Source organism: Actinoallomurus sp. NPDC052274 (genome assembly GCF_040679475.1).
In the GTDB taxonomy this organism is placed as follows: domain Bacteria; phylum Actinomycetota; class Actinomycetes; order Streptosporangiales; family Streptosporangiaceae; genus Actinoallomurus; species Actinoallomurus liliacearum.
This window is the reverse complement of record NZ_JBFAUT010000004.1, coordinates 202,984-220,906: the sequence shown is the minus strand read 5'-3', so window position 1 is coordinate 220,906 and position 17,923 is coordinate 202,984. Positions and strand designations below refer to the sequence as shown.

The 17,923-nt window shown below is 69.6% G+C and carries 17 protein-coding genes; 8 read left to right on the top strand and 9 right to left on the bottom strand.

The genetic code is table 11. The features are described from left to right. Positions 1-259: 259 nt before the first annotated feature. From AB0K82_RS05755 to AB0K82_RS05745, 3 genes are read left to right on the top strand one after another with little or no spacing between them, the layout of a single operon-like run. Positions 260-829 carry a hypothetical protein gene (locus AB0K82_RS05755; RefSeq protein ID WP_364393176.1) on the top strand — a complete coding sequence of 190 codons (570 nt, stop codon included), beginning with the start codon at positions 260-262 and terminating at the stop codon, positions 827-829. Beyond that, positions 826-1,446, top strand: a complete 621-nt coding sequence (locus AB0K82_RS05750; RefSeq protein WP_364393174.1) for a hypothetical protein — start codon at positions 826-828, stop codon at positions 1,444-1,446. The genes AB0K82_RS05755 and AB0K82_RS05750 overlap by 4 nt, the downstream gene beginning before the upstream one ends. Before the next feature lie 41 nt (positions 1,447-1,487). Continuing rightward, complete coding sequence (locus AB0K82_RS05745; protein ID WP_364393172.1) at positions 1,488-1,946, top strand: hypothetical protein; 459 nt, start codon at positions 1,488-1,490, stop codon at positions 1,944-1,946. Here AB0K82_RS05745 and AB0K82_RS05740 read toward each other — a convergent pair. Next, complete coding sequence (locus tag AB0K82_RS05740; RefSeq protein ID WP_364393170.1) at positions 1,882-3,036, bottom strand: hypothetical protein; 1,155 nt, start codon at positions 3,034-3,036, stop codon at positions 1,882-1,884. The genes AB0K82_RS05745 and AB0K82_RS05740 overlap by 65 nt on opposite strands. 39 nt (positions 3,037-3,075) lie before the next feature. On the opposite strand from AB0K82_RS05740, the gene pip reads away from it, so the two are divergent. Continuing rightward, positions 3,076-4,047, top strand: a complete 972-nt coding sequence (gene pip / locus AB0K82_RS05735; RefSeq protein ID WP_364393168.1) for a prolyl aminopeptidase — start codon at positions 3,076-3,078, stop codon at positions 4,045-4,047. 58 nt (positions 4,048-4,105) lie between these two features. Here pip and AB0K82_RS05730 read toward each other — a convergent pair whose 3' ends face one another. The 7 genes from AB0K82_RS05730 to eccD all read right to left on the bottom strand — a co-directional run bounded on the left by AB0K82_RS05730 (position 4,106) and on the right by eccD (position 11,329). Beyond that, entirely contained in the window at positions 4,106-5,497 is a 1,392-nt protein-coding gene (locus tag AB0K82_RS05730) for a S8 family serine peptidase (RefSeq protein WP_364393166.1), read from the bottom strand. 83 nt (positions 5,498-5,580) lie between these two features. Further along, entirely contained in the window at positions 5,581-6,879 is a 1,299-nt protein-coding gene (locus tag AB0K82_RS05725; protein ID WP_364393164.1) for a hypothetical protein, read from the bottom strand. 11 nt (positions 6,880-6,890) lie between these two features. Further along, a complete protein-coding gene (locus AB0K82_RS05720) occupies positions 6,891-7,358 on the bottom strand; it encodes a hypothetical protein (protein ID WP_364393162.1) in 468 nt (155 codons plus the stop codon). Between the two features lie 129 nt (positions 7,359-7,487). Continuing rightward, entirely contained in the window at positions 7,488-7,781 is a 294-nt protein-coding gene (locus tag AB0K82_RS05715) for a WXG100 family type VII secretion target (RefSeq protein ID WP_364393160.1), read from the bottom strand. Positions 7,782-7,828: 47 nt separating this feature from the next. Beyond that, a complete protein-coding gene (locus AB0K82_RS05710) occupies positions 7,829-8,152 on the bottom strand; it encodes a WXG100 family type VII secretion target (RefSeq protein ID WP_364393157.1) in 324 nt (107 codons plus the stop codon). Between the two features lie 282 nt (positions 8,153-8,434). Beyond that, positions 8,435-9,877 (bottom strand): type VII secretion protein EccB, encoded by a 1,443-nt coding sequence (eccB, locus tag AB0K82_RS05705; protein WP_364393155.1) that lies wholly within the window; start codon positions 9,875-9,877, stop codon positions 8,435-8,437. A gap of 15 nt (positions 9,878-9,892) precedes the next feature. Continuing rightward, positions 9,893-11,329: a type VII secretion integral membrane protein EccD gene (gene eccD / locus AB0K82_RS05700; protein WP_364393152.1), complete on the bottom strand. Its 1,437-nt coding sequence runs from the start codon at positions 11,327-11,329 to the stop codon at positions 9,893-9,895. 124 nt (positions 11,330-11,453) lie between these two features. Between eccD and eccCa the strand changes: the two genes are divergently transcribed. The 4 genes from eccCa to AB0K82_RS05680 all read left to right on the top strand — a co-directional run bounded on the left by eccCa (position 11,454) and on the right by AB0K82_RS05680 (position 16,873). Further along, positions 11,454-15,416 carry a type VII secretion protein EccCa gene (eccCa, locus tag AB0K82_RS05695; protein ID WP_364393149.1) on the top strand — a complete coding sequence of 1,321 codons (3,963 nt, stop codon included), beginning with the start codon at positions 11,454-11,456 and terminating at the stop codon, positions 15,414-15,416. A 77-nt stretch (positions 15,417-15,493) separates the two neighbouring features. Beyond that, positions 15,494-16,012, top strand: a complete 519-nt coding sequence (locus AB0K82_RS05690) for a hypothetical protein (protein ID WP_364393147.1) — start codon at positions 15,494-15,496, stop codon at positions 16,010-16,012. Positions 16,013-16,085: 73 nt separating this feature from the next. Next, positions 16,086-16,391, top strand: coding sequence for a hypothetical protein (locus tag AB0K82_RS05685; RefSeq protein WP_364393144.1), 306 nt, complete (start codon positions 16,086-16,088; stop codon positions 16,389-16,391). 41 nt (positions 16,392-16,432) lie between these two features. Then, positions 16,433-16,873 (top strand): YbaB/EbfC family nucleoid-associated protein, encoded by a 441-nt coding sequence (locus AB0K82_RS05680; RefSeq protein WP_364393142.1) that lies wholly within the window; start codon positions 16,433-16,435, stop codon positions 16,871-16,873. Positions 16,874-16,885: 12 nt separating this feature from the next. On the opposite strand, the gene AB0K82_RS05675 is transcribed toward AB0K82_RS05680, so the two are convergent. Beyond that, positions 16,886-17,836 carry a hypothetical protein gene (locus AB0K82_RS05675; RefSeq protein WP_364393140.1) on the bottom strand — a complete coding sequence of 317 codons (951 nt, stop codon included), beginning with the start codon at positions 17,834-17,836 and terminating at the stop codon, positions 16,886-16,888. Between the last annotated feature and the right edge of the window lie 87 nt (positions 17,837-17,923).

Sequence of the window (17,923 nt, the reverse complement as noted above, 5' to 3'; positions counted from 1 at the left end):
ACTCCTTGAGTGCTCCGTGCGGCACAGCGTAGAAAGCTTCGCCCGAACAGGGGTGCGGTTTCAACCGGGGGCCGCCGTCACCCACCGGTTCGACGCTTTTCGACCGAAGCGCGCCGCCGCCCACCGGCCCGACGCGTTTCGACCGGAACCCGCCGCCACCCACCGGCCCGACGCCCGGCGGGGGAAGGCCGACATCGGCCCATCGGGTGACATCCCGCACTCGCATCCCGCTACCCTCTCACCTTGACCCGGGGAGATCATGCGACGCCGACTGCTCCTGACCGCCTCCGCGATGTGCGCCGCCGCGCTGCTCGCCGGCCTCTGGGCGACGGGCGGGCTGCGGGCCGCGCCTCGTCCCGCGCAACGCTCGGCGAAGACCGCCGTCGACCTCGGCCGGTACCGTCTCCGCGTGGCCGACGTGGTCGTCCGCCAGGTCAAGCGGGGTGGCGCCACGCTGGTCGTCACGCTCCGGGTCACGGTGCGGGACCGCCGGTCCCTACCCGTCATGGACTTCGCGGTGAACGCCCTGTCGCTCGACGTCCCGCGGGGCACGAAGATCACCCCGATCAGCGCCGTCGGCCGCAGCCAGGACCTCGAGGTGAGCATGCTGAACCCCGGAGTGCCGACGACGGTCGTCCTGACGTACGGGCTCGGGGACGGGCCGGTCCCGGCCGGATTCCACGCCCGCCTCTCGCTGTGGCGCTACGAGAACCGTGAGGACTTCTTCTACGGCTACCGGCACTGGATCCCGCGCAAGCCGGACAACGCCAAGGAGGACGACGTCGCCGACTACGTCGTGCCACTGCCGATCCGGTGGGCGAGCGCATGAGGCGCGCCGTCGCCGTCGTCCTCGGCGTGGCGCTCGCCGGCGCCGCGATCTGGGTCCGGTCCCACGCCCCCGACGACTACGACCGCCGGTACGCGCCGCTGGCCGTCACCGGGCACGTCGGGACGGCCCTGACGGCCGGGGGCTTCACCGTGCGGGTGGAGAGCGTGACGGTGGCCCGGTCGATCTCCTCCCCGCAGAAGGAGCTCCTCCGGCCCGAGGGCGTGTTCGTCGTGGTGACGGCGGCGGCGACGACCCGCCGCGCCCCCGTACAGATCTCGACCGCGCTGCTGCGCACCAGGGACGGGCGGGAGTTCCGGGGCAGCAGCAAGGACGTCACCACTCCGGCCGCGACGACGCTCGACGACGTCACCCTCTCCCCCGGCCTGTGGCGGCGTGGCCCGTTCGTCTTCGAGATCCCGCCGTCCCTGCTGGCCGGCGCGACCCTGCTCGTGTCCGACCGGCTCCCGAATGACAAGAGGGTCCCGGAGGGCTTCCCGCCGTTCGGGTTCGAGCTGACCGCGCAGGCGAACGTCCCGCTCGGGATCGGCGAGGCCGCCGCCCGGCGGATGGTCGCGGTCGCGGCCGAACGGGTCACGGTCCCCGGAGCCCGCTCATGAGCCGCCGCGGCCGAACGGGGGACGATCCCCGGAGCCCGCTCGTGAGCCGCCGCGCCGCCCTCGCGCTCATCGTCGTCCTGCCGCTGGCGGTGGGCCTGCCGCTGCGCGAGAAGCTGCACTACTACGCCACGCACCGGGCGCGCGAGGCGCTGACCACCGTGCCGGCCGGCGGCGCGGGCACGCTGAACCACGCCTCCTGGCGTCTCCGCTCCATCCGGCCGGCCGGGGATCAGGTCGAGGTCGTCCTGGAGCAGACCGCCCTCGACCAGGAGGGCACCGTCCAGATCCAGAACGACTACCAGCTCCGTGACCGGTCCGGCCGCCGGTGGGAGCTGGATCCGGTCTCCGGCGGCGACCCGTACGAGCCCGGCGAACGCTCCACCCGCAGGCTGCGCGGGCGGGTTCCGGCGGACGTCACCGGTCAGGTGGAGTTCGTCATGCTGTTCCGGCCGGCTCCGTCGCGACCGGGTCCCCTTCCGGGGCTGCGGTTTCGGCGCTGATCCCGCCCGCCACCCCGACGGCGGCCGCCAGCAGCGCCAGGTGCAGCACGGTGCGTACCAGCTCGCGCGCGAACTCCAGCGGCACGAGGATGGCCGGCCACGCCGCCGGGTCGTGGTCCGGCCCGACGAGGTGCAGCGCGCCGCGGAAGCCGTACGCCACCGCGAGGTCGACCGCGTAGTAGCACAGGCAGAACAGCCCGAGCGCGGGCGCGCCGGCCCGCAGGATCAGGCGCGTGGCGTGCAGGAGCGGCACCCAGCGCTCCCGCTGACCGGACAGCAGCCGCACCAGGTTCCGGTGTTCGGCGCCCGCCTGCGCCACTCCCTGCAGGCGGGTGCCCTCCAGCACGGCCTCGTGGTCGTCGGGCTCGACCCCGAGGCCGTACACGACGCTCGCCATGGCCAGCCACACCAGCGGCAGGGCCAGCGTGCTGAACGCGAAGCCGACCGCCTGCTGGTACGGGAGGTCGCCGCCGCCCGGCCAAACACGTCGGCTCGTCACCCAGTCGGTGCCCTTGCCCGCGAGCAGCAGGACGGAGGACACCGCGAAGAGGTTGAAGGCCGTCTCGCAGTAGGCCAGCAGCACGGCCAGCGGCCGCCGGCGCCGGTACCGTTCGAGGCCCGTCCTGAGCGCCCAGGCGACGGCGGTGGCCACCAGCGCGAGCCAGAGGTTCCTGACGTCCAGCGCGAATCCGGCGACGGAGCCGTGCGCCGCGCTGTTCAGGTTGCGCTCGACGTCGGCCCGGCTGAACGCGCGGACGTCGTCGAGGTACATCCCCCAGGCCACGTAGATGACGACGAAGGGCAACAGCGCCCGGCCGATCGCGTCGAGGAACGGCTCGCCGTCCGTGCCGCGCAGCGCGTTGAGCATGCCGACGGTCACGGCGAGCGTGATCGTGATCAGGCCGGTAAGGATCAGCACCGCGAGCACCCGTCGCAGCTGCTCGTGGTGTCCGTGGCTCACCGCGACGCCCGCCGAGGTGAGCGCGTACCGCGCGAGATATCCGAGGCCGAACAGGAGCGTGAGCGTCGCCAGATGGCGTCCGGCGAGCCGCAGGGTCGTCACCGGCAACAGCACCACGCCTCGCGACATGCCGCCAGAGCATACGCCGATCGCGCTATATCAAGCGTTATGCGTACGCTCTATCCGCCCGTACAGCCGTACGACTCCGGCCTCCTCGACGTCGGAGACGGTCACCGGATTTATTGGGAGACGTCGGGAAGCCCTGCCGGCAAGCCCGTCGTGTTCCTGCACGGTGGCCCCGGCTCCGGATGCAGCAACGATCATCGCCGCCAATTCGATCCGGCCGCTTACCGGATCGTCCTGTTCGATCAGCGGAACTGCGGCCGCAGCATGCCGAGCGCCGCGAATCCGAACGTCTCCCTGGAAACGAACACGACGTGGCACCTGATCTCCGATATCGAACGGCTACGACGGCATCTGGCCGTCGATCGGTGGATGGTCTTCGGCGGGTCATGGGGCAGCGCGCTCGCACTGGCGTACGCCCAGGAGCACCCGGACCGGGTGAGCGAGATGGTCCTCCGAGGCGTCATCACCCTGCGCCGCCGGGAGATCTCCTGGTACTACCGGGAAGGCGGCGCCTCGCGCATCTTCCCCGACCGCTGGGAGGAGTTCGTCGCGCCGATCCCGCGGGAAGAGCGCGGCGATCTCATCGCCGCGTACCACCGGCGCCTCGCCCACCCCGACCTGTTCACCCGGGTTCGATCGGCGCGCGCCTGGTGCCGCTGGGAGGGCGCCACCGTGACGCTCCGGCCCGATCCCGGCTGGGCTGGCGCGTTCGGCGCCCCCGACCGCGCCCTCATCGCGTCGGCCCGTATCGAGAACCACTATTTCCTGAACGGCGGATTCCTCGAGGAGGGGCAGCTGATCGCGAACGTGGCGAAGATCCGGCACATCCCGTGCGTGACCGTCCAAGGACGTTACGACGTCTGCACCCCGGTGACCACCGCGTGGGACCTGTCACGGGCGTGGCCCGAGGTCGACCTGCGGATCGTGCCGGACGCCGGCCACGTCTACACCGAGTCGGGCATCCTTCACGAACTCGTCACGGCCACCGACCGGTTCGCCCGAGACTGTGGGTGAGACGGGCCCGGCCGCTTGAAGGCGGCCGGGCCCACTACGTCACCTCACGGATCCGCGGTCAGTCACGCCGGGGCGGCGGATCCTGGTCCAGGGGCGGCGCGAACGACGGCGGCGGCCCCGGAGGGCGACCGGGCGGCGGGTATCCGCCCTGCGGACCGACGGGAGGATGACCGCCTCCGTGCGGGCCCGAGGCCGGTGGACCGTACGTCCCAGGAGCTCCAGGGTGCGGCGGGTGGCCGGACCGCGCGGACCCACCGCCGCCCCCGCCTGGTCCCCCTCCACCGCGACGCTTGACGAGGATGATCACGACGCCGGCGACGATGGCCAGCAGAACGACGATCGTGAGGATCGGCAGGAGACCGATGGAGCCGCCCGAGTCCTTGTGGGATGTCGAGCCACTGGTCGGCGCGTTGCCGGAAGGGGTCCGGCCCTTCGAGGCGAGCCACGTGTCGAGCCGCTCGAACGGCGGGTTCGGGGCGTTCTTGTCCACGGTCTTCGAAAGCGCGGCCGGCGGAAGAATGGCACCGGCCCCGGTCTGGTCGTCATGCCCGCGAGGCCCGGCGTCGACCGCCGTGTTGATGAGGAGCTGGACGACCTCCCGCGCGGACATGTTCGGGAACTTCGCCCGCACGAGGGCGACCGCCGCGGACGTCAGCGCCGAGGCCTGGCTGGTCCCGCTGTTGTTGGGGGAGAATCGGCCGTTCTTGTCGATGAGGCCGACACCCCAGCCCGGCGAGGCGGCCGAGACGTAGGATTGACGCTCCGTGTCGGGCCAGGCTTTGAGCTTGTTGTCGATCGCGCCGACCGCCAGGACGCCCGCGCAGGACGCGGGGAATTGCGGCTTGTTCGCCGCCGCTCCCTCATTGCCGGCGCCGGCGACGATGACGACGTTCTTCTGCACCGCGTCGGCGATGGCCTGCTGCAGATCCGGCGGGCACGTCTGCCCAGGAAGGTCCGGAGACGCCTGGGAGATGTTGATGACCTGCGCCCCATGGTCGACGGCGTATCGGATGGCCTTGACGTCCGTCGCCGAGTACCCGTCGGAGATGATGGGCATGATCTTGGCGTCGGGTGCCACACCGACCACGCGCGCGGGCCCGCCCTGGCCGGCGATGAGCGCCGCCATCCCCGTACCGTGGCCGCCCAGATCCGTGTCGGTGTCCTTGCGGCCGTCACCGCCGTACCGCCCGGTGGCGTCCGTGCCCGGCACGACGGCCCCGCTCAATTCGGGTAGGTCGGCGTTGACGCCCGAGTCGATGAGGGCGACGGTCATGCCGCGACCGGTCGACTGCGGCCAGGCCATGTTCTCGATGCCCCAAGCGGTGAACCACCACTCGTCGTCACGCGGGCTCGGCCTGGCGTCCGCATTGGCCGAGCCGATCGGCATCGCGGCGAATGCCGCCAGGGCGATCGACGCGATTGCGGCAACGCCGCGCGTCACAATCCGCACTGTTTCACCTCTCGTGACAGAAGCGGGCGGGCCGAGCCTTGCCCAGCCCGCCCGCTTCGTCAAGCCGAATGGCGGTCGTCCGCTCAGCCGATGACGGGCGGAGCGACATCGCCGTCTCCGCCCCAGATGTCCTCGTCCTCGGTGAGCCAGGTCGTACGCTCCCGCTCCTGCTCTTGGCCGCCTGCGCCGCCACCGCCCATGCCCATGGGCATGCCGTTGACGCCGCCCCGGCCGGCCGCTGCGGCTCGCGCGGCCGCCGCCTCTTCCTGCGCGGCGGCCCCGCTGGCGAGCCCGCCCGTACGGCCGGCGCCCAGGGCGCCCTCGGGATCGGCGCCGACGCCATTGCGGCCGAGACCGCCGAGGCCGCCACCGCCGAGGCCGCCACCGCCGAGGCCGCCGCCACCGAGGCCGCCGCCACCGAGGCCGTGGGACCCGAGACCGCCCAGGCCGCCACCACCGCCGCCGAGACCGTGCGAATCCAGACCCTTCAGCCCGCCGCCGGGGCCGAGCCCCTTGCCGAGCCCGCTTCCATCGTGCGGACTTAGGCCGGACAGGTCGGCACCACCCGTTCCGGTGTGGCTGCCGGGCGGATTGAGGTCGGGATTCGTGTTCGGGGTGCTCTGATGCGGGGTCGGGGAATTGAGGTGCGGGTTCGGGGAGTTCAGATGCGGATTCGGGGAATTGAGGTGCGGGCTCGGGGATTTCAGGTTCGGAGTCCCCCCATGCGCATTCGGGCCGCCCATGTTCGGAACGTGACCGCCGGGCGGAATCGCCTTGTCATCGGGCTTACTGATGCCGGGGGTCGGGTTGGGGATCTCCAGCTGCACCTGTTTGGGCAACTCGCCGAACGTAAAGGTCGTGGTATTGGTGGTCAGCTTTCCGTTGATCCAATCCCTGACCTTGCTATCGGCCGCGTTCTGATGGGCTTCTTTGTCGGTCGTTCGGTGGAAAATGCCGAGCCCGTCCCAGCTGTCGCCGAAAAAGACATCGTTGAACGTCGTGCCCGTGTCGGGCTTATCTTGTTCGACGTTCTCTTTGAGTGTCTCCAGGTCACTGGCGTGATACCCGATCGCGACGTTCACCTGGCCTGTCGCGTCCGCGAGACTGCAGGCGCTGACGTACAGAGCGCGCAAGTTGTTCTGGAATTCGGCCGCCGCCTTGCCCTGCCATTTGTCGGCGAGCCGGTATGCCTGAGTGGTCAGCTCCTCGTACGTCTGCAGAAGAAGGCCCTGCGCAGCCTCGTACGGCGCGGCGGATTTTTGGAAGGTCGGGATGTCAAGGGCTTCACCGAGCGCCTTGAAATCGTCGTACTTACCGTTCCAGTGCCCCTCGGGAGAAGACTCGTCATTGACAGAGAAGTGCTGTTTTGATGGCGACCCCATGGCCCCTCCCCTCAGGTGTTGGGCTGCTGGCCACCGTAGTAGGTGGTGTTACCTTGACTTTGGGCCGGGTGGTAATCATTCGCGGACAGACTGTTCTCGGAGTTCTTGTCCTCGGTCTTCTGGTAAACGCCGGTCATCTCCCCGAATGCCTGGATCACCCGGTCGTACGCCTGGAGGAACTGTTCGTAGTGGGTGGGGATGTTGGTGTTGGCGTTCTGAAGGTAGGTCGCGAGGGTACGGCCCGCCGGGTAGCCGGACCTGTCGTCCATGCCGCCGGCGTAGATTCGCGCGTCCTTGATGCTGCCTCGACCGCGAATGTCGTCCGGCGTACCGTACGTCGTGTCATAGCGGTTCAGGTCGTCCTGAAGAGCCTTGAGGATCTTTTTGGCGTCATCGACGCTGATCTTCAGCTCATCCGCGTTGGCGTCCATCCCCGGCCACTGCTTGGGGTCCAGGCGCCCGCCGGCGGGATCTGCCATGGTCTTGCCTCCCGCGGGCTGTCGCCCGCTGTCCCATCGTCGTCATCGGGTGGGTCGGCGCGCCATGGCCGACCGCTGAGGGTGGCCGCCGGGCCGCCGGTCATCGGATCGGCGGCCCGGAGCGAAACGTCAGTCGAAGAGGTTGACGCCGTACTTCTCGGCCTGCACGTAGTTGTCGTGCGCCGTGCCGATGGCGAGCCCGAGCCGCTGAACGACGGCCTGCATGTCGGCCGCCGCCGCGTCCCACTGGGCCTTGTACTTCCAGTAGGCCTGCTGGGCGTCGCCCTCCCACTCCGTGAGCTTGCTCTGCAGCTGCGTCTGCAGTTCGTCGAGCTCCTTGCGGATGGTGCCCGCGACGATCGCGAAGTTCTCGGCCGAGCTGGAGAGAACGCCGAGTTGGGCCGAGGTGGTGATGTCGCTCACTGTTCCTCCGTCAAGAGTCCGTCATGTCCTCGGTGCCGCCGCCGGGATCAGCCGCCGGCCAGGAGCCGCTGCACCTCGCTGGCCGCCTCGCGGTTCTCCTGCTCCTTGGCCTCGAAGGTGATCGCGGTGTGGGTGAGCGCCTCGTGCATGCCCTCGAGAGCCTGGATGACCTTGGTGAAGTCCTCGTTGAACTCCCGGTGGACCGCGCTGAACGTCATCGCGGCCTCGCCACCCCAGCCGCGCATGAGGTCGTCCTTGTGGCCTTCCAGCGTGTTCTGCAGGCCCTTGATGATGTTGGCCTTGTCGTTGATCTCTCCCGCGGCCTGACGCATGGCCGCGTGATTGGCCTTGTGTGTACCGGACTCGGCCATCGGTCACCTCCCGTGACGTCGCGTGGTGCGCGCTCTCGCTCGTCGGTCTGACTATCGGACGTGGGGAACGGTCGCACGGTTCCACCCATGCCACACCCCGTTGGCGACGATGACACCCCACCGGCCGATCCCCCACGACCGGCGCCGTCGAACAGACCGACAGGTGACGCATCATGACGCGAATCGCAAATAACTGTAAAGGTATCGGCCGCCGCCTGTCCATGGTATTAGAGGGAGATTCGATACCTCGCATCCGGACGTTCACTAAGTGCGACCGAATATTCATCCGGTCGGTTGTGCGCTCTGCTGACCAGCCGGGACGATCGGATTCCGGGCTGCGGTCGGGTCGAGTATCGGTCCGTTCGGTATGAGGCTCACCACGCCGGCCGGCACCGGCACCGCGTCGGTCGACAGCGTGTAACCGAGTTTCTGCGCCACGTCCTTCGACTGCAGCGCGAATCGTCTTCCGTCGGTGACGAGAAAGACGGTGTTGATCTCATCTCGCTTTCCCGGCCCGGGAAGGACGCCGACCAGCGCGGCACCACCCGGCGGGAAGATCAATTGGTCCGCGTTGCTCGCTCCGCCATACGCGTTGTCGGGCGGCGTCGACAACGCCGCGCCCAGCGTCACCTGGGCGCCGGCGTTGCCGCTCGCGTCGCTGTACGTCGCGCAGAGCGGGGTCGTGTCGGCGTAGGTGATGAAGCCCGGCATCCCGCCCTGCAGGTCGGGGCTCGTGATGCTCCCGGCGTGCTTCGGCGCGCCGCTGAAGGCGTCGGGGCTGATCCGGTATGGCCCGGCCTGGTCGCCGAGGGCGGCCTTCACCGCGGGATCGATCGTGAGGAGACGCGCCTCGATGTCGCTGACGGGGGCCAGTCCGTCGGCCATCAGCACGTACGACGCGGCGTTGGTCCCCGTCACGTTGGGCACGGTGAAGACCTGGCCGACCCGTCCCTGACCGTTCGGTCCGGTGGCGTTCTGCCCCAGACCGGGGATGGCGGGCGCCCGGAAGTCGGCGCCCGGGGTGAGCGCGTTGAGCCACTTCGCCGCCACCTTGGGCACGGTCGCCGTGGACGTGAGGGCGGGCAGCACCTGCGCCGACACGCGCATCCGCTTGTTGTGCCAGATCACCCAGGGCTGCTGGTCGGCCTGGACGACGAGCGCCTGGTAGGCGGGGAGCGGGGTGCCGCCGACGGCCTTGCCGGCGACGAGCGTGACCAGCGAGGTGTGCCCACCGTTCGGCAGGTCGGCCGCGCGCACGCAGGCGGACCAGGGCATCTTGACCAGCTTCTTCGCGTCCGGGAGGGTGTCGGGCGCGCCGGGGATGCCGACGGTCTGGCCGCGGTCGTACTTCGCCAGGGAGTCCCGTGAGACGAGGTGCTGCTTCGACTCGTCGGCGCCGGACAGCAGCTTGGCCGAGGTGTAGTTCGCCACCGGGCAGAGCTTGCGGCTGCCGTCGAGGCACCAGATGTACCGCGCCCCGGTCTCCTTCTCGATGATGATCGTCCCCGGCTCTTCCAGGCCCTGGGTGCTCCCGCCGTTTCTGATCAATCCGATGATGCCGAACCCCGCCATCACGAGGATCGCGACCATCACACCGATGAAGGACGCGACGTTCAGCCGGCGCATCGGCTGTTCGGGGGTGTCGGGCTCGCCGAGCATCAGCGCCTGGGACGCGCGTTGCGTCATCAGCCGATGCGCCTGGAGGAGGTCCTTCCTGGTCTGCATCTCTTCTCCGCCGGGTCAGCCCGCGAGATCGCGGATGTAGTCGTACAGGCCGAGCACACCGGGAGCGAGCGCGATCAACGCGACGATGAGCAGGATCTCCACGATGTCCCCCGCCCGCGCCCAGAACGGCGACGGGCGGTTCTCCGGCAGCCAGCCGCCCACCGTGACGACGACGAGCGCGCCGACGACCAGGGCGATGAGCACGACGACCCGCGACACCTGCTCGGTGGCGTGCAGCGACTGACCGACGGCGAGCATGATCAGCCCCGCGAACCCGGAGAGCAGGAACCACAGCCGCTGCGCGCGGCCGCGGAAGATCCTCGACCGCAGCAGCAGGGTCAGCGACGTGACGGCACAGGCGACCGGCGCGGCCCAGCCGTCGGTGAACGCGAGCGCGAACTCGCCCACCAGCCCGACCAGCGCGATGCCCACGGCCATCCCGGTGACGAACCGGTCGGCCCGCCGGGTGCGCCCGAGCACCGCCTGGCCGTCCACCATCAGCGTGTCGCGGCGCAGGTCGTCGGCGCTGGTCGGGACCGGCGGAAGCGTCACCCGGGCCATCCGGAACGCCAGGGTCGGGATGAGCGGTGTCAACGCGAGGGTCACCGCGACCGTGACGGCCGCGACGCCGCCCGCCGACACGCCGTCGTAGAAGAGGGCGACGGTCGTGCCGATCGTGCCCATCAGCGCGGCGAAGGCGGCCCCGAGGAACGTCGGCACTCCGTCGGCGATCGCGAACGCCGCGATCACCGCGACCAGGACGACCGCGGCGAACCCGGCGACGAGGTGCGGCGCCCCGAAGTCCCAGGGCGGAGTGGTCTTCTTCATGGGACCGAGCAGACCGGCCACGAAGGCGTACGGCAGCGCGACCAGGCCGATGACCGAACCGGCGACGCCGTCGCCCAAGGCCCGGGACAGGGTGACCCCGGCGACGAGCAGCAGCAGGCCGATGACGCCGGCGGTGATGGCGGGCACGATCCAGGGCGGCCCGGAGAACAGCGGGAGCACCGATCCGGCGGCCAGCGCCGCCGCGCCCACGCCGATACCGACGCGGCGGGCGTGCTCCGGACGCCAGCGGTCCGGCTTCTCGTTGACGCCCGTCGCCACCACGTCGGCGACGTCGTCGAAGGCCATCTCCGGCAGTTGCGACATTCCTGGACGGAGGTAGACCACCTGTCCGTCGCGAAGGCCGGCCTGGTTCGGCGTCGCGCTGGGGTCGAGGGGCGGCTCGTCCAGTCGTTGCAACACCCAGCCGCCGTGCCCGAGGCCGACATTGGCCAAATCGTCACCGGCGTGTCGAAGAATGGTCGGGAAGAGTTCGGCGAAAGGCACATCCGCGGGGAGCGAGATGTCAAGCCTCCGGTTCGGCCCCACGACCGTGACCCTGCACAGATCCGCTCCAGCGGTCGGGCTCACGCGACTCCTCGCTTCCTCTCGGGCCGGCGATGACATCGCTCACCACCGGAGGAATCACTTACCCCGTCGGTGATGACTCTTAAGATGACAGCTCAGACCAGACGACGCCAAAATTATCAACAAACGAGCGCTCGACCGCTGGACGCAGGAGAGAAGCCCGATGAGCACCGTCCTCGTGCGACGCAAGGAGCGCCGGCAACCCCCGGAGATGCCCCGCGGCGAGATCCTGCTCGAGTCGCCGCCCGAGCTTCCCGAGGTGGTCGGCAACTCGTTCCAGAACGTCCTCATGTACCTGCCGATGGCGGCGGGCGCGGGCGCGATGGTGTTCATGGTGGTGAACCCCAACTCCAGCCCGCTGCAGTGGGTGTCCAGCGGCATGTTCGCCCTGTCGATGTTCGGCATGATGCTGGGCCAGGTCGGCCGGCAGAGCGGCGAGCGCAAGATGAAGCTGAACGGCGCGCGCCGCGACTATCTGCGCTACCTCGGCCAGGTCCGGCGCCAGGTCCGCCGCGCCGCGAAGATGCAGCGCGAGGCGCTGGAGTGGATGAGCCCGTCCCCCTCGGGCCTGTGGTCCATCGTGATGAGCGCCCGGCTGTGGGAGCGCCGTCCCGCCGACCCCGACTTCGGGCAGGTGCGCATCGGGACGGGCGCGCAGAAACTGGCCGTGCAGCTCATTCCCCCGGAGACCAAGCCGGTCGAAGACCTGGAGCCGATGAGCGCGGGTGCCCTGCGCCGCTTCATGCGCACGCACTCCAACGTGCCCGACCTGCCGGTGGCCATCAACCTGGCGTCGTTCGCGCGCATCTATCCGACGGGTGATCCGGCCGCCGTCTACGGCATGGTCCGCGCGATGGTCGGGCAGATCGCCGCCCTGCACTCTCCCGACGACGTGCGCATCTCGGTGTGCGCCTCCCCGGAACGGATGCCGTGGTGGCAGTGGGTGAAGTGGTTGCCGCACGCGCTGCACCCGACGGAGTACGACGCCGCGGGGCAGGTCCGCCTGCTCGCCCGCACGATGACGGAACTGGAGTCGCTGCTCGGTGCGGAGATGAAGGACCGGCCGCGGTTCAGCCCCGGCCTCACCTCCTCCGACCTGCCGTACCACATCGTGATCGTCGACGGCGGCGAGGCGTCGTACGACTCCCAGATCGCCGCGGACGGCATCGACGGCGTCTGCGTCATCGACCTCACCGGTACGACCAACCCGGTCGGCGACGCGCACATGCTGCGGCTCGACGTCACGCCGGACCGCGTCTCCATGCTGCAGCGCGACCGTACGGGCAAGGACCTGGCGCGGCCGATCTGCCGGCCGGACGAGATGTCGATCCAGCAGGTCGAGGCACTGGCCCGGCAGCTCAGCCCGCTGCGGACCAGCTCCGCCAGCGCACCGGACGACGACGCGCTGTCGGCCGACCTCACGTTGACGTCCCTGCTCGGCGTGCAGAACCCGTACAACGTCGACCCCGCCGTCGTCTGGCGGCCCCGCGCCCAGCGCAACCGGCTCCGGGTGCCGATCGGCATCGACGGCGACGGCCGCGCGGTCGACCTGGACATCAAGGAGGCCGCGCAGGGCGGGTACGGCCCGCACGGGCTGGTCATCGGCGCGACCGGTTCGGGCAAGTCCGAGCTGCTGCGCACGCTCGTGCTCGGCCTGGCGATGACGCACTCCTCGGAGATCCTCAACTTCGTCCTCGTCGATTTCAAGGGCGGCGCGACGTTCCTGGGCATGGACGGCCTGCAGCACGTCTCGGCGGTCATCACGAACCTCGAGGACGAGCTTCCGCTGGTCGACCGGATGTACGACGCGCTGCACGGTGAGATGGTGCGCCGCCAGGAGCTCCTGCGTGCGGCCGGCAACTACGCCTCGCTGCGCGACTACGAGCGCGCCCGCGCCGAGGGGGCGCCGCTCGACCCGCTTCCCAGCCTGTTCGTGGTGCTGGACGAGTTCTCCGAGCTGCTGTCGGCCAAGCCCGACTTCGCCGAGCTGTTCGTCATGATCGGCCGGCTCGGCCGATCGCTGGGCGTGCACCTGCTGCTCGCCTCGCAGCGCCTCGAGGAGGGCAAACTGCGCGGCCTGGACACCCACCTGTCCTACCGCGTCGGCCTGCGGACCTTCTCGGCCATGGAGTCGCGCGTCGTCCTCGGCGTGCCCGACGCGTACGAGCTGCCGCAGGCGCCCGGTAACGGCTACCTGAAGATCGGCACCGAGTCGATGGTCCGGTTCAAGGCGGCGTACGTCTCCGGGCCGGTGGAGGCCGAGGTGTCCTCCGCAGGCGGTCGCAGCACGGTCGTACGGCAGATCGTGCCGTATCTCCCGGACTACATCCGGCCCCAGGTCATCGAGGAACCCCGGTCCGAGGACGCGGAGCAGCAGAACAGCCAGGACTCCCTGTTCGACGTCGTCGTCCGCCAGCTCGAGGGGTACGGCCCGCCGCCGCACCAGATCTGGCTGCCGCCGCTGGACGAGCCGCCGACGCTCGACCAACTGCTGCCGGCGCTGGCGCCGACGCCTCAGCACGGCCTGACCACCCCGGCGGGCTGGGACGGTCGCGGCAGGATGCTCGCCGTCGCCGGCATCGTGGACAAGCCCTTCCAGCAGCGCCGCGACCCGTACTGGGTGGACCTGTCGGGCGCGGCGGGCCACGTCGGGATCGCGGGCGGCCCGCAGTCCGGAAAGTCCACCGCCATCCGGACCCTGATCGCCTCGCTGGCGCTGCTGCACACGCCGCAGGAGGTGCAGTTCTACTGCCTCGACTTCGGTGGTGGCACGCTGGGGGCGCTGGCCGGCCTGCCGCACATCGGCGGCGTCGCGAGCCGCCTCGACGCCGACCGGGTGCGCCGCACCGTGGCGGAGGTCACCCAGCTGCTCGACCGCCGCGAGCAGGAGTTCGCCGAGCGCGGGATCGACTCGATGGCCACCTTCCGGCGCCTGCGGGCCTCTGGCGAGTACGCCGGGGACGGCTACGGCGACGTGTTCCTCGTCGTCGACAACTGGCTCACGCTGCGCCAGGACTACGAGAACCTCGAGGGCACCATCACCCAGCTCGCCGCGCGCGGCCTCGGGTACGGCGTCCACGTCGTCGCGGCGACCAACAAGTGGACCGAGTTCCGGTCGAGCGTCCGCGACCTGTTCGGCACCAAGCTCGAACTGCGCCTCGGCGACGCCTTCGAGTCCGAGATCAACCGCAAGCTCGCCGAGAACGTCCCGACCGGGCGCCCCGGCCGTGGCCTCACCCCCGATGGGCTGCACTTCCTCACCGCGCTGCCCCGCATCGACGGCGACGTCGCCGCGGACTCCCTCTCCGACGGGGTCGGCAAGCTCGTCCGCTCCATCGCGGACGCCTGGCACGGGCCGGCCGCGCCGCAGGTCCGCATGCTGCCGAGCCTCCTGCCCATCGAGCAGTTGCCGCCGGCGGCGCAGACCGGCACCCGGATCCCGATCGGTATCGACGAGGACGCGCTGTCGCCGGTGTACCTGGACTTCGCGCACGACCCGCACTTCCTGATCTTCGGCGACGCCGAGTGCGGCAAGTCCAACCTGCTCCGCCTCATCACCAAGAGCATCGCCGAGCGCTACGAGCCCGAGCGGGCCCGGATGATCTTCATCGACTACAGCCGGGCGCTGCTGGACGCGGCCGAGCTCGAGCACCGCATCGGGTACGCCGCGTCCTCCACCGCCGCAGCCACCCTGGTCAAGGACATCCAGGCGGCGATGACCAAACGGCTGCCCCCGTCGGACCTCACCCCGGACCAGCTGCGCAGCAGGTCCTGGTGGACCGGGCCGGAGCTCTTCCTGATCATCGACGACTACGACATGGTCGCGACCTCGGACAACCCGCTGCGGGGCATCGCCGAGCTCCTCCCGCAGGCGCGGGACATCGGCCTGCACGTCATCGTGTCCCGCGCCTACGGCGGCGCCGGTCGTGCCCTGTACGACCCCGTCATCCAGCGCATCAAGGAGATGGGCTCGCCCGGCATGGTGATGTCCGGCAACAAGGACGAAGGCGTCCTGCTCGGCAACGTCAAGGGCCACAAGCTCCCGCCCGGCCGCGGCTACTTCGTCGACCGGCGCACCGGCACCCGTCTCGTCCAGACCGCGCAGGTGGACGGTGAGCAGCCCTGACCGAAGGCCGCCGGCCTCGGCCGGGCCAGCGACGCGGGCCCTCGTGAGACACCGAGGCGGAGTAGGGAGTCGGCGCCGTGATCTCTGAGCATCGGACGGTCGTGTTACGTCAGCAGACGGCCGGGCTGATCCGCCAAGTCGGGCTGGAGTTGTGCGATCGCGCTGGCAACGTGCTGGCCACGGCCGCCGGGGACGAACGCGTGGTCGTCTCGGCCCTGGACGGTCGGCCGATCATGGCTCTGGAGGGGCGCCGCTGCCCGATCAGCGTCGTCGATCCCGGGGGCGGCGCGCTGGGGATGATCGAGCAGCGCTCCCGGAGATTCGCCACCCCCCGGCTCGCCATCACGGGCTCACGGAGAGAACCGGTCGCCACACTCAGCGGGCCGTTCCGGGAGATGCGCCTCTGCGATGCCTCGGGAGCCCTGGTCGCCGACGTGCTGATGGAGGGCGGCGCACAGGTGCTGATCCTGCGCGACGAACCCGCCGAACCACGTGATTCTCTGGCTCTGGCTTCAGTCATTGCGGCAAATCGAATTTTCGGTTGGTCCAGAATCAACAAACGAAACCGAACGGCCGCCGTTAGATGGCGAACGTGACCTTTGGCACGATTTTCACACGATCACCTGAGGTACGTTGTGCGAACTCGATCCACCGGGTTCAGGGGTTCACATGGGCAACGGCGACGAGATCGTACACAACACGGGGAACATCCGGGCGCTGGGAAGGCAGTTCGAGACCACGGTGACCCCCGAACTGAACAAGGCCATCGCCCAGGCGGGCGCGTTACATCTCGCGGAGAGCGCCTTCACCGCCGTCACGTACGCGCTCGCCATCGCCTACACCGAGGCCAGCGCCTACCTGATCAAGGACATGCAGTCCAAGGTCGAAAAAGCGCACGTGATCGGCGAGAACCTTTACAAGACAGCCAGGATCTGGGACGACTCCGAGCAGAAGAGCACCGTCACGGAGGCATGACCGCCCCGGCCCACCGACCACGAGCGAACGGAAAGACGGCGATGGAGCAGAACGACGGTCTCTGGCAGGCCCTGGATTCGATGGCGGGCGAGGCGACGGAGTACTTCCAGAAGGCTCGGCTGTTACAGGAGAGAATGGCCGGGATCACCGGCACGGCGGTCACCGACGACGGCTACATCAGGGTGACGTGGCGCGACGGCGGGATCGACGGGCTGGAGATCAATCCCCGGGCGATGCGCATGGGGTCGGCCGACCTGGCCGAGACGATCCTGCGGCTGAGCCAGGAGGCCAGGGCCGACAGCCGCAGACAGTCCGACGCCGTGATGAGCGATCTGTTCGGCGAGCAGAACCCGGCCGGGATCGTCGCCGACAAAGAGGGCCTTCAGGAGAGCATCGACATGATGCGCGACGTCTTCACCGGCGCGATCGGCGATTCCAAGGACCTCATCGACCGGTTACAGCGACGCTTCCACCAGGGCTGAGCCGAACCCCGTTCAGCCGACCTGGTCGTTGTCCCTGCCGATGAGCTTCCCGGTGAGCGGATAATTCTGCGTCGCCGTGTCGCCGCCGCTTCCCTTGGCCATGGCGCCGAGGCCGACGATCCGTGCGACGGGACCATCAGGAACGATCTTCGTGATGTCGGGAAAGGCGCCGACGGCCTTGTCGACGAAGGGGATCTTCTGGATCAGCGGAATCTTGGACAGGGCCGTGGTCCTGGTGTCGACTCCGCCGGCCATCAGGTCGGCGGTCGCCTTGCGCTCGAGCCGATTCAGCGTCCCCCGGAAGATGACGTCGATCGCGGGGGCCTGGGCGAACACCACGTCCTTCAAGGCTCCCGGGTTACCGGTCACGACCTGACCGGCCAACTCCGCGATCAGGGAGCCGCCCAGCAGCAGGGCGAAGGAGTTGAGCGTCGTCTCCAGCATTCCCGACATGGGCTCCCAGAAGCCCACGTTGATCGAGCTCACGATCGAGCTCACCTCGGCCACGATCGGGCCGTACCCGACGCCAAGGGTGACCGCCGTCTCCGCGGCGATGAGGATCAGGAATGCGGCCAGGACCGCCGCGATGAACACCATCGCCAGGATGAGCAAGAACAGCAGCACCGCGGTCACCCAGAGCACGATGGCGATGAGATTGCACAGCAGAGCGGAGAGCTCAAGCTGGGTCTTGTATTCGCCGAGCTGTTTCTTGAACGCCTCGGGATCTCCGCCGGACCAGTCATCGCTTTGCGCTTTGTCGTGGACTTTCTGCGCCTGGTCGGCGGCCTTCCACATCGTATCCGCCACCTGCCACCAGGTCTCGGCGCCGGACCAGAAGGCCGATGGATCGCATTGCGACTTGTACATGTCGACCGCGAGTGGGCCTGCGGTGGGAATGACTAACGAGGCCGCCGCGGTGGTGTAAACGGCGATCTGGGCCGCCTCGAGGCTTCCTTCGAACACGTGCCCCTCCCTCGTTCAATGCTGCATCGCCCGTCGAGCCTAACCGAGAGCCCGAGGCCGAGGCGATCGGCTCGATAACATGACGGC

Bases quoted from the DNA above. Each gene is read 5' to 3' on its own strand.
- AB0K82_RS05750 (WP_364393174.1), top strand. From the start codon at position 826: ATGAGGCGCGCCGTCGCCGTCGTCCTCGGCGTGGCGCTCGCCGGCGCC.
- AB0K82_RS05710 (WP_364393157.1), bottom strand. From the start codon at position 8,152: ATGGCCGAGTCCGGTACACACAAGGCCAATCACGCGGCCATGCGTCAG.
- AB0K82_RS05720 (WP_364393162.1), bottom strand. From the start codon at position 7,358: ATGGCAGATCCCGCCGGCGGGCGCCTGGACCCCAAGCAGTGGCCGGGG.
- AB0K82_RS05685 (WP_364393144.1), top strand. From the start codon at position 16,086: ATGGGCAACGGCGACGAGATCGTACACAACACGGGGAACATCCGGGCG.
- eccB (WP_364393155.1), bottom strand. From the start codon at position 9,877: ATGCAGACCAGGAAGGACCTCCTCCAGGCGCATCGGCTGATGACGCAA.
- AB0K82_RS05725 (WP_364393164.1), bottom strand. From the start codon at position 6,879: ATGGGGTCGCCATCAAAACAGCACTTCTCTGTCAATGACGAGTCTTCT.
- AB0K82_RS05680 (WP_364393142.1), top strand. From the start codon at position 16,433: ATGGAGCAGAACGACGGTCTCTGGCAGGCCCTGGATTCGATGGCGGGC.
- eccD (WP_364393152.1), bottom strand. From the start codon at position 11,329: ATGTCATCGCCGGCCCGAGAGGAAGCGAGGAGTCGCGTGAGCCCGACC.
- pip (WP_364393168.1), top strand. From the start codon at position 3,076: ATGCGTACGCTCTATCCGCCCGTACAGCCGTACGACTCCGGCCTCCTC.
- eccCa (WP_364393149.1), top strand. From the start codon at position 11,454: ATGAGCACCGTCCTCGTGCGACGCAAGGAGCGCCGGCAACCCCCGGAG.
- AB0K82_RS05740 (WP_364393170.1), bottom strand. From the start codon at position 3,036: ATGTCGCGAGGCGTGGTGCTGTTGCCGGTGACGACCCTGCGGCTCGCC.
- AB0K82_RS05755 (WP_364393176.1), top strand. From the start codon at position 260: ATGCGACGCCGACTGCTCCTGACCGCCTCCGCGATGTGCGCCGCCGCG.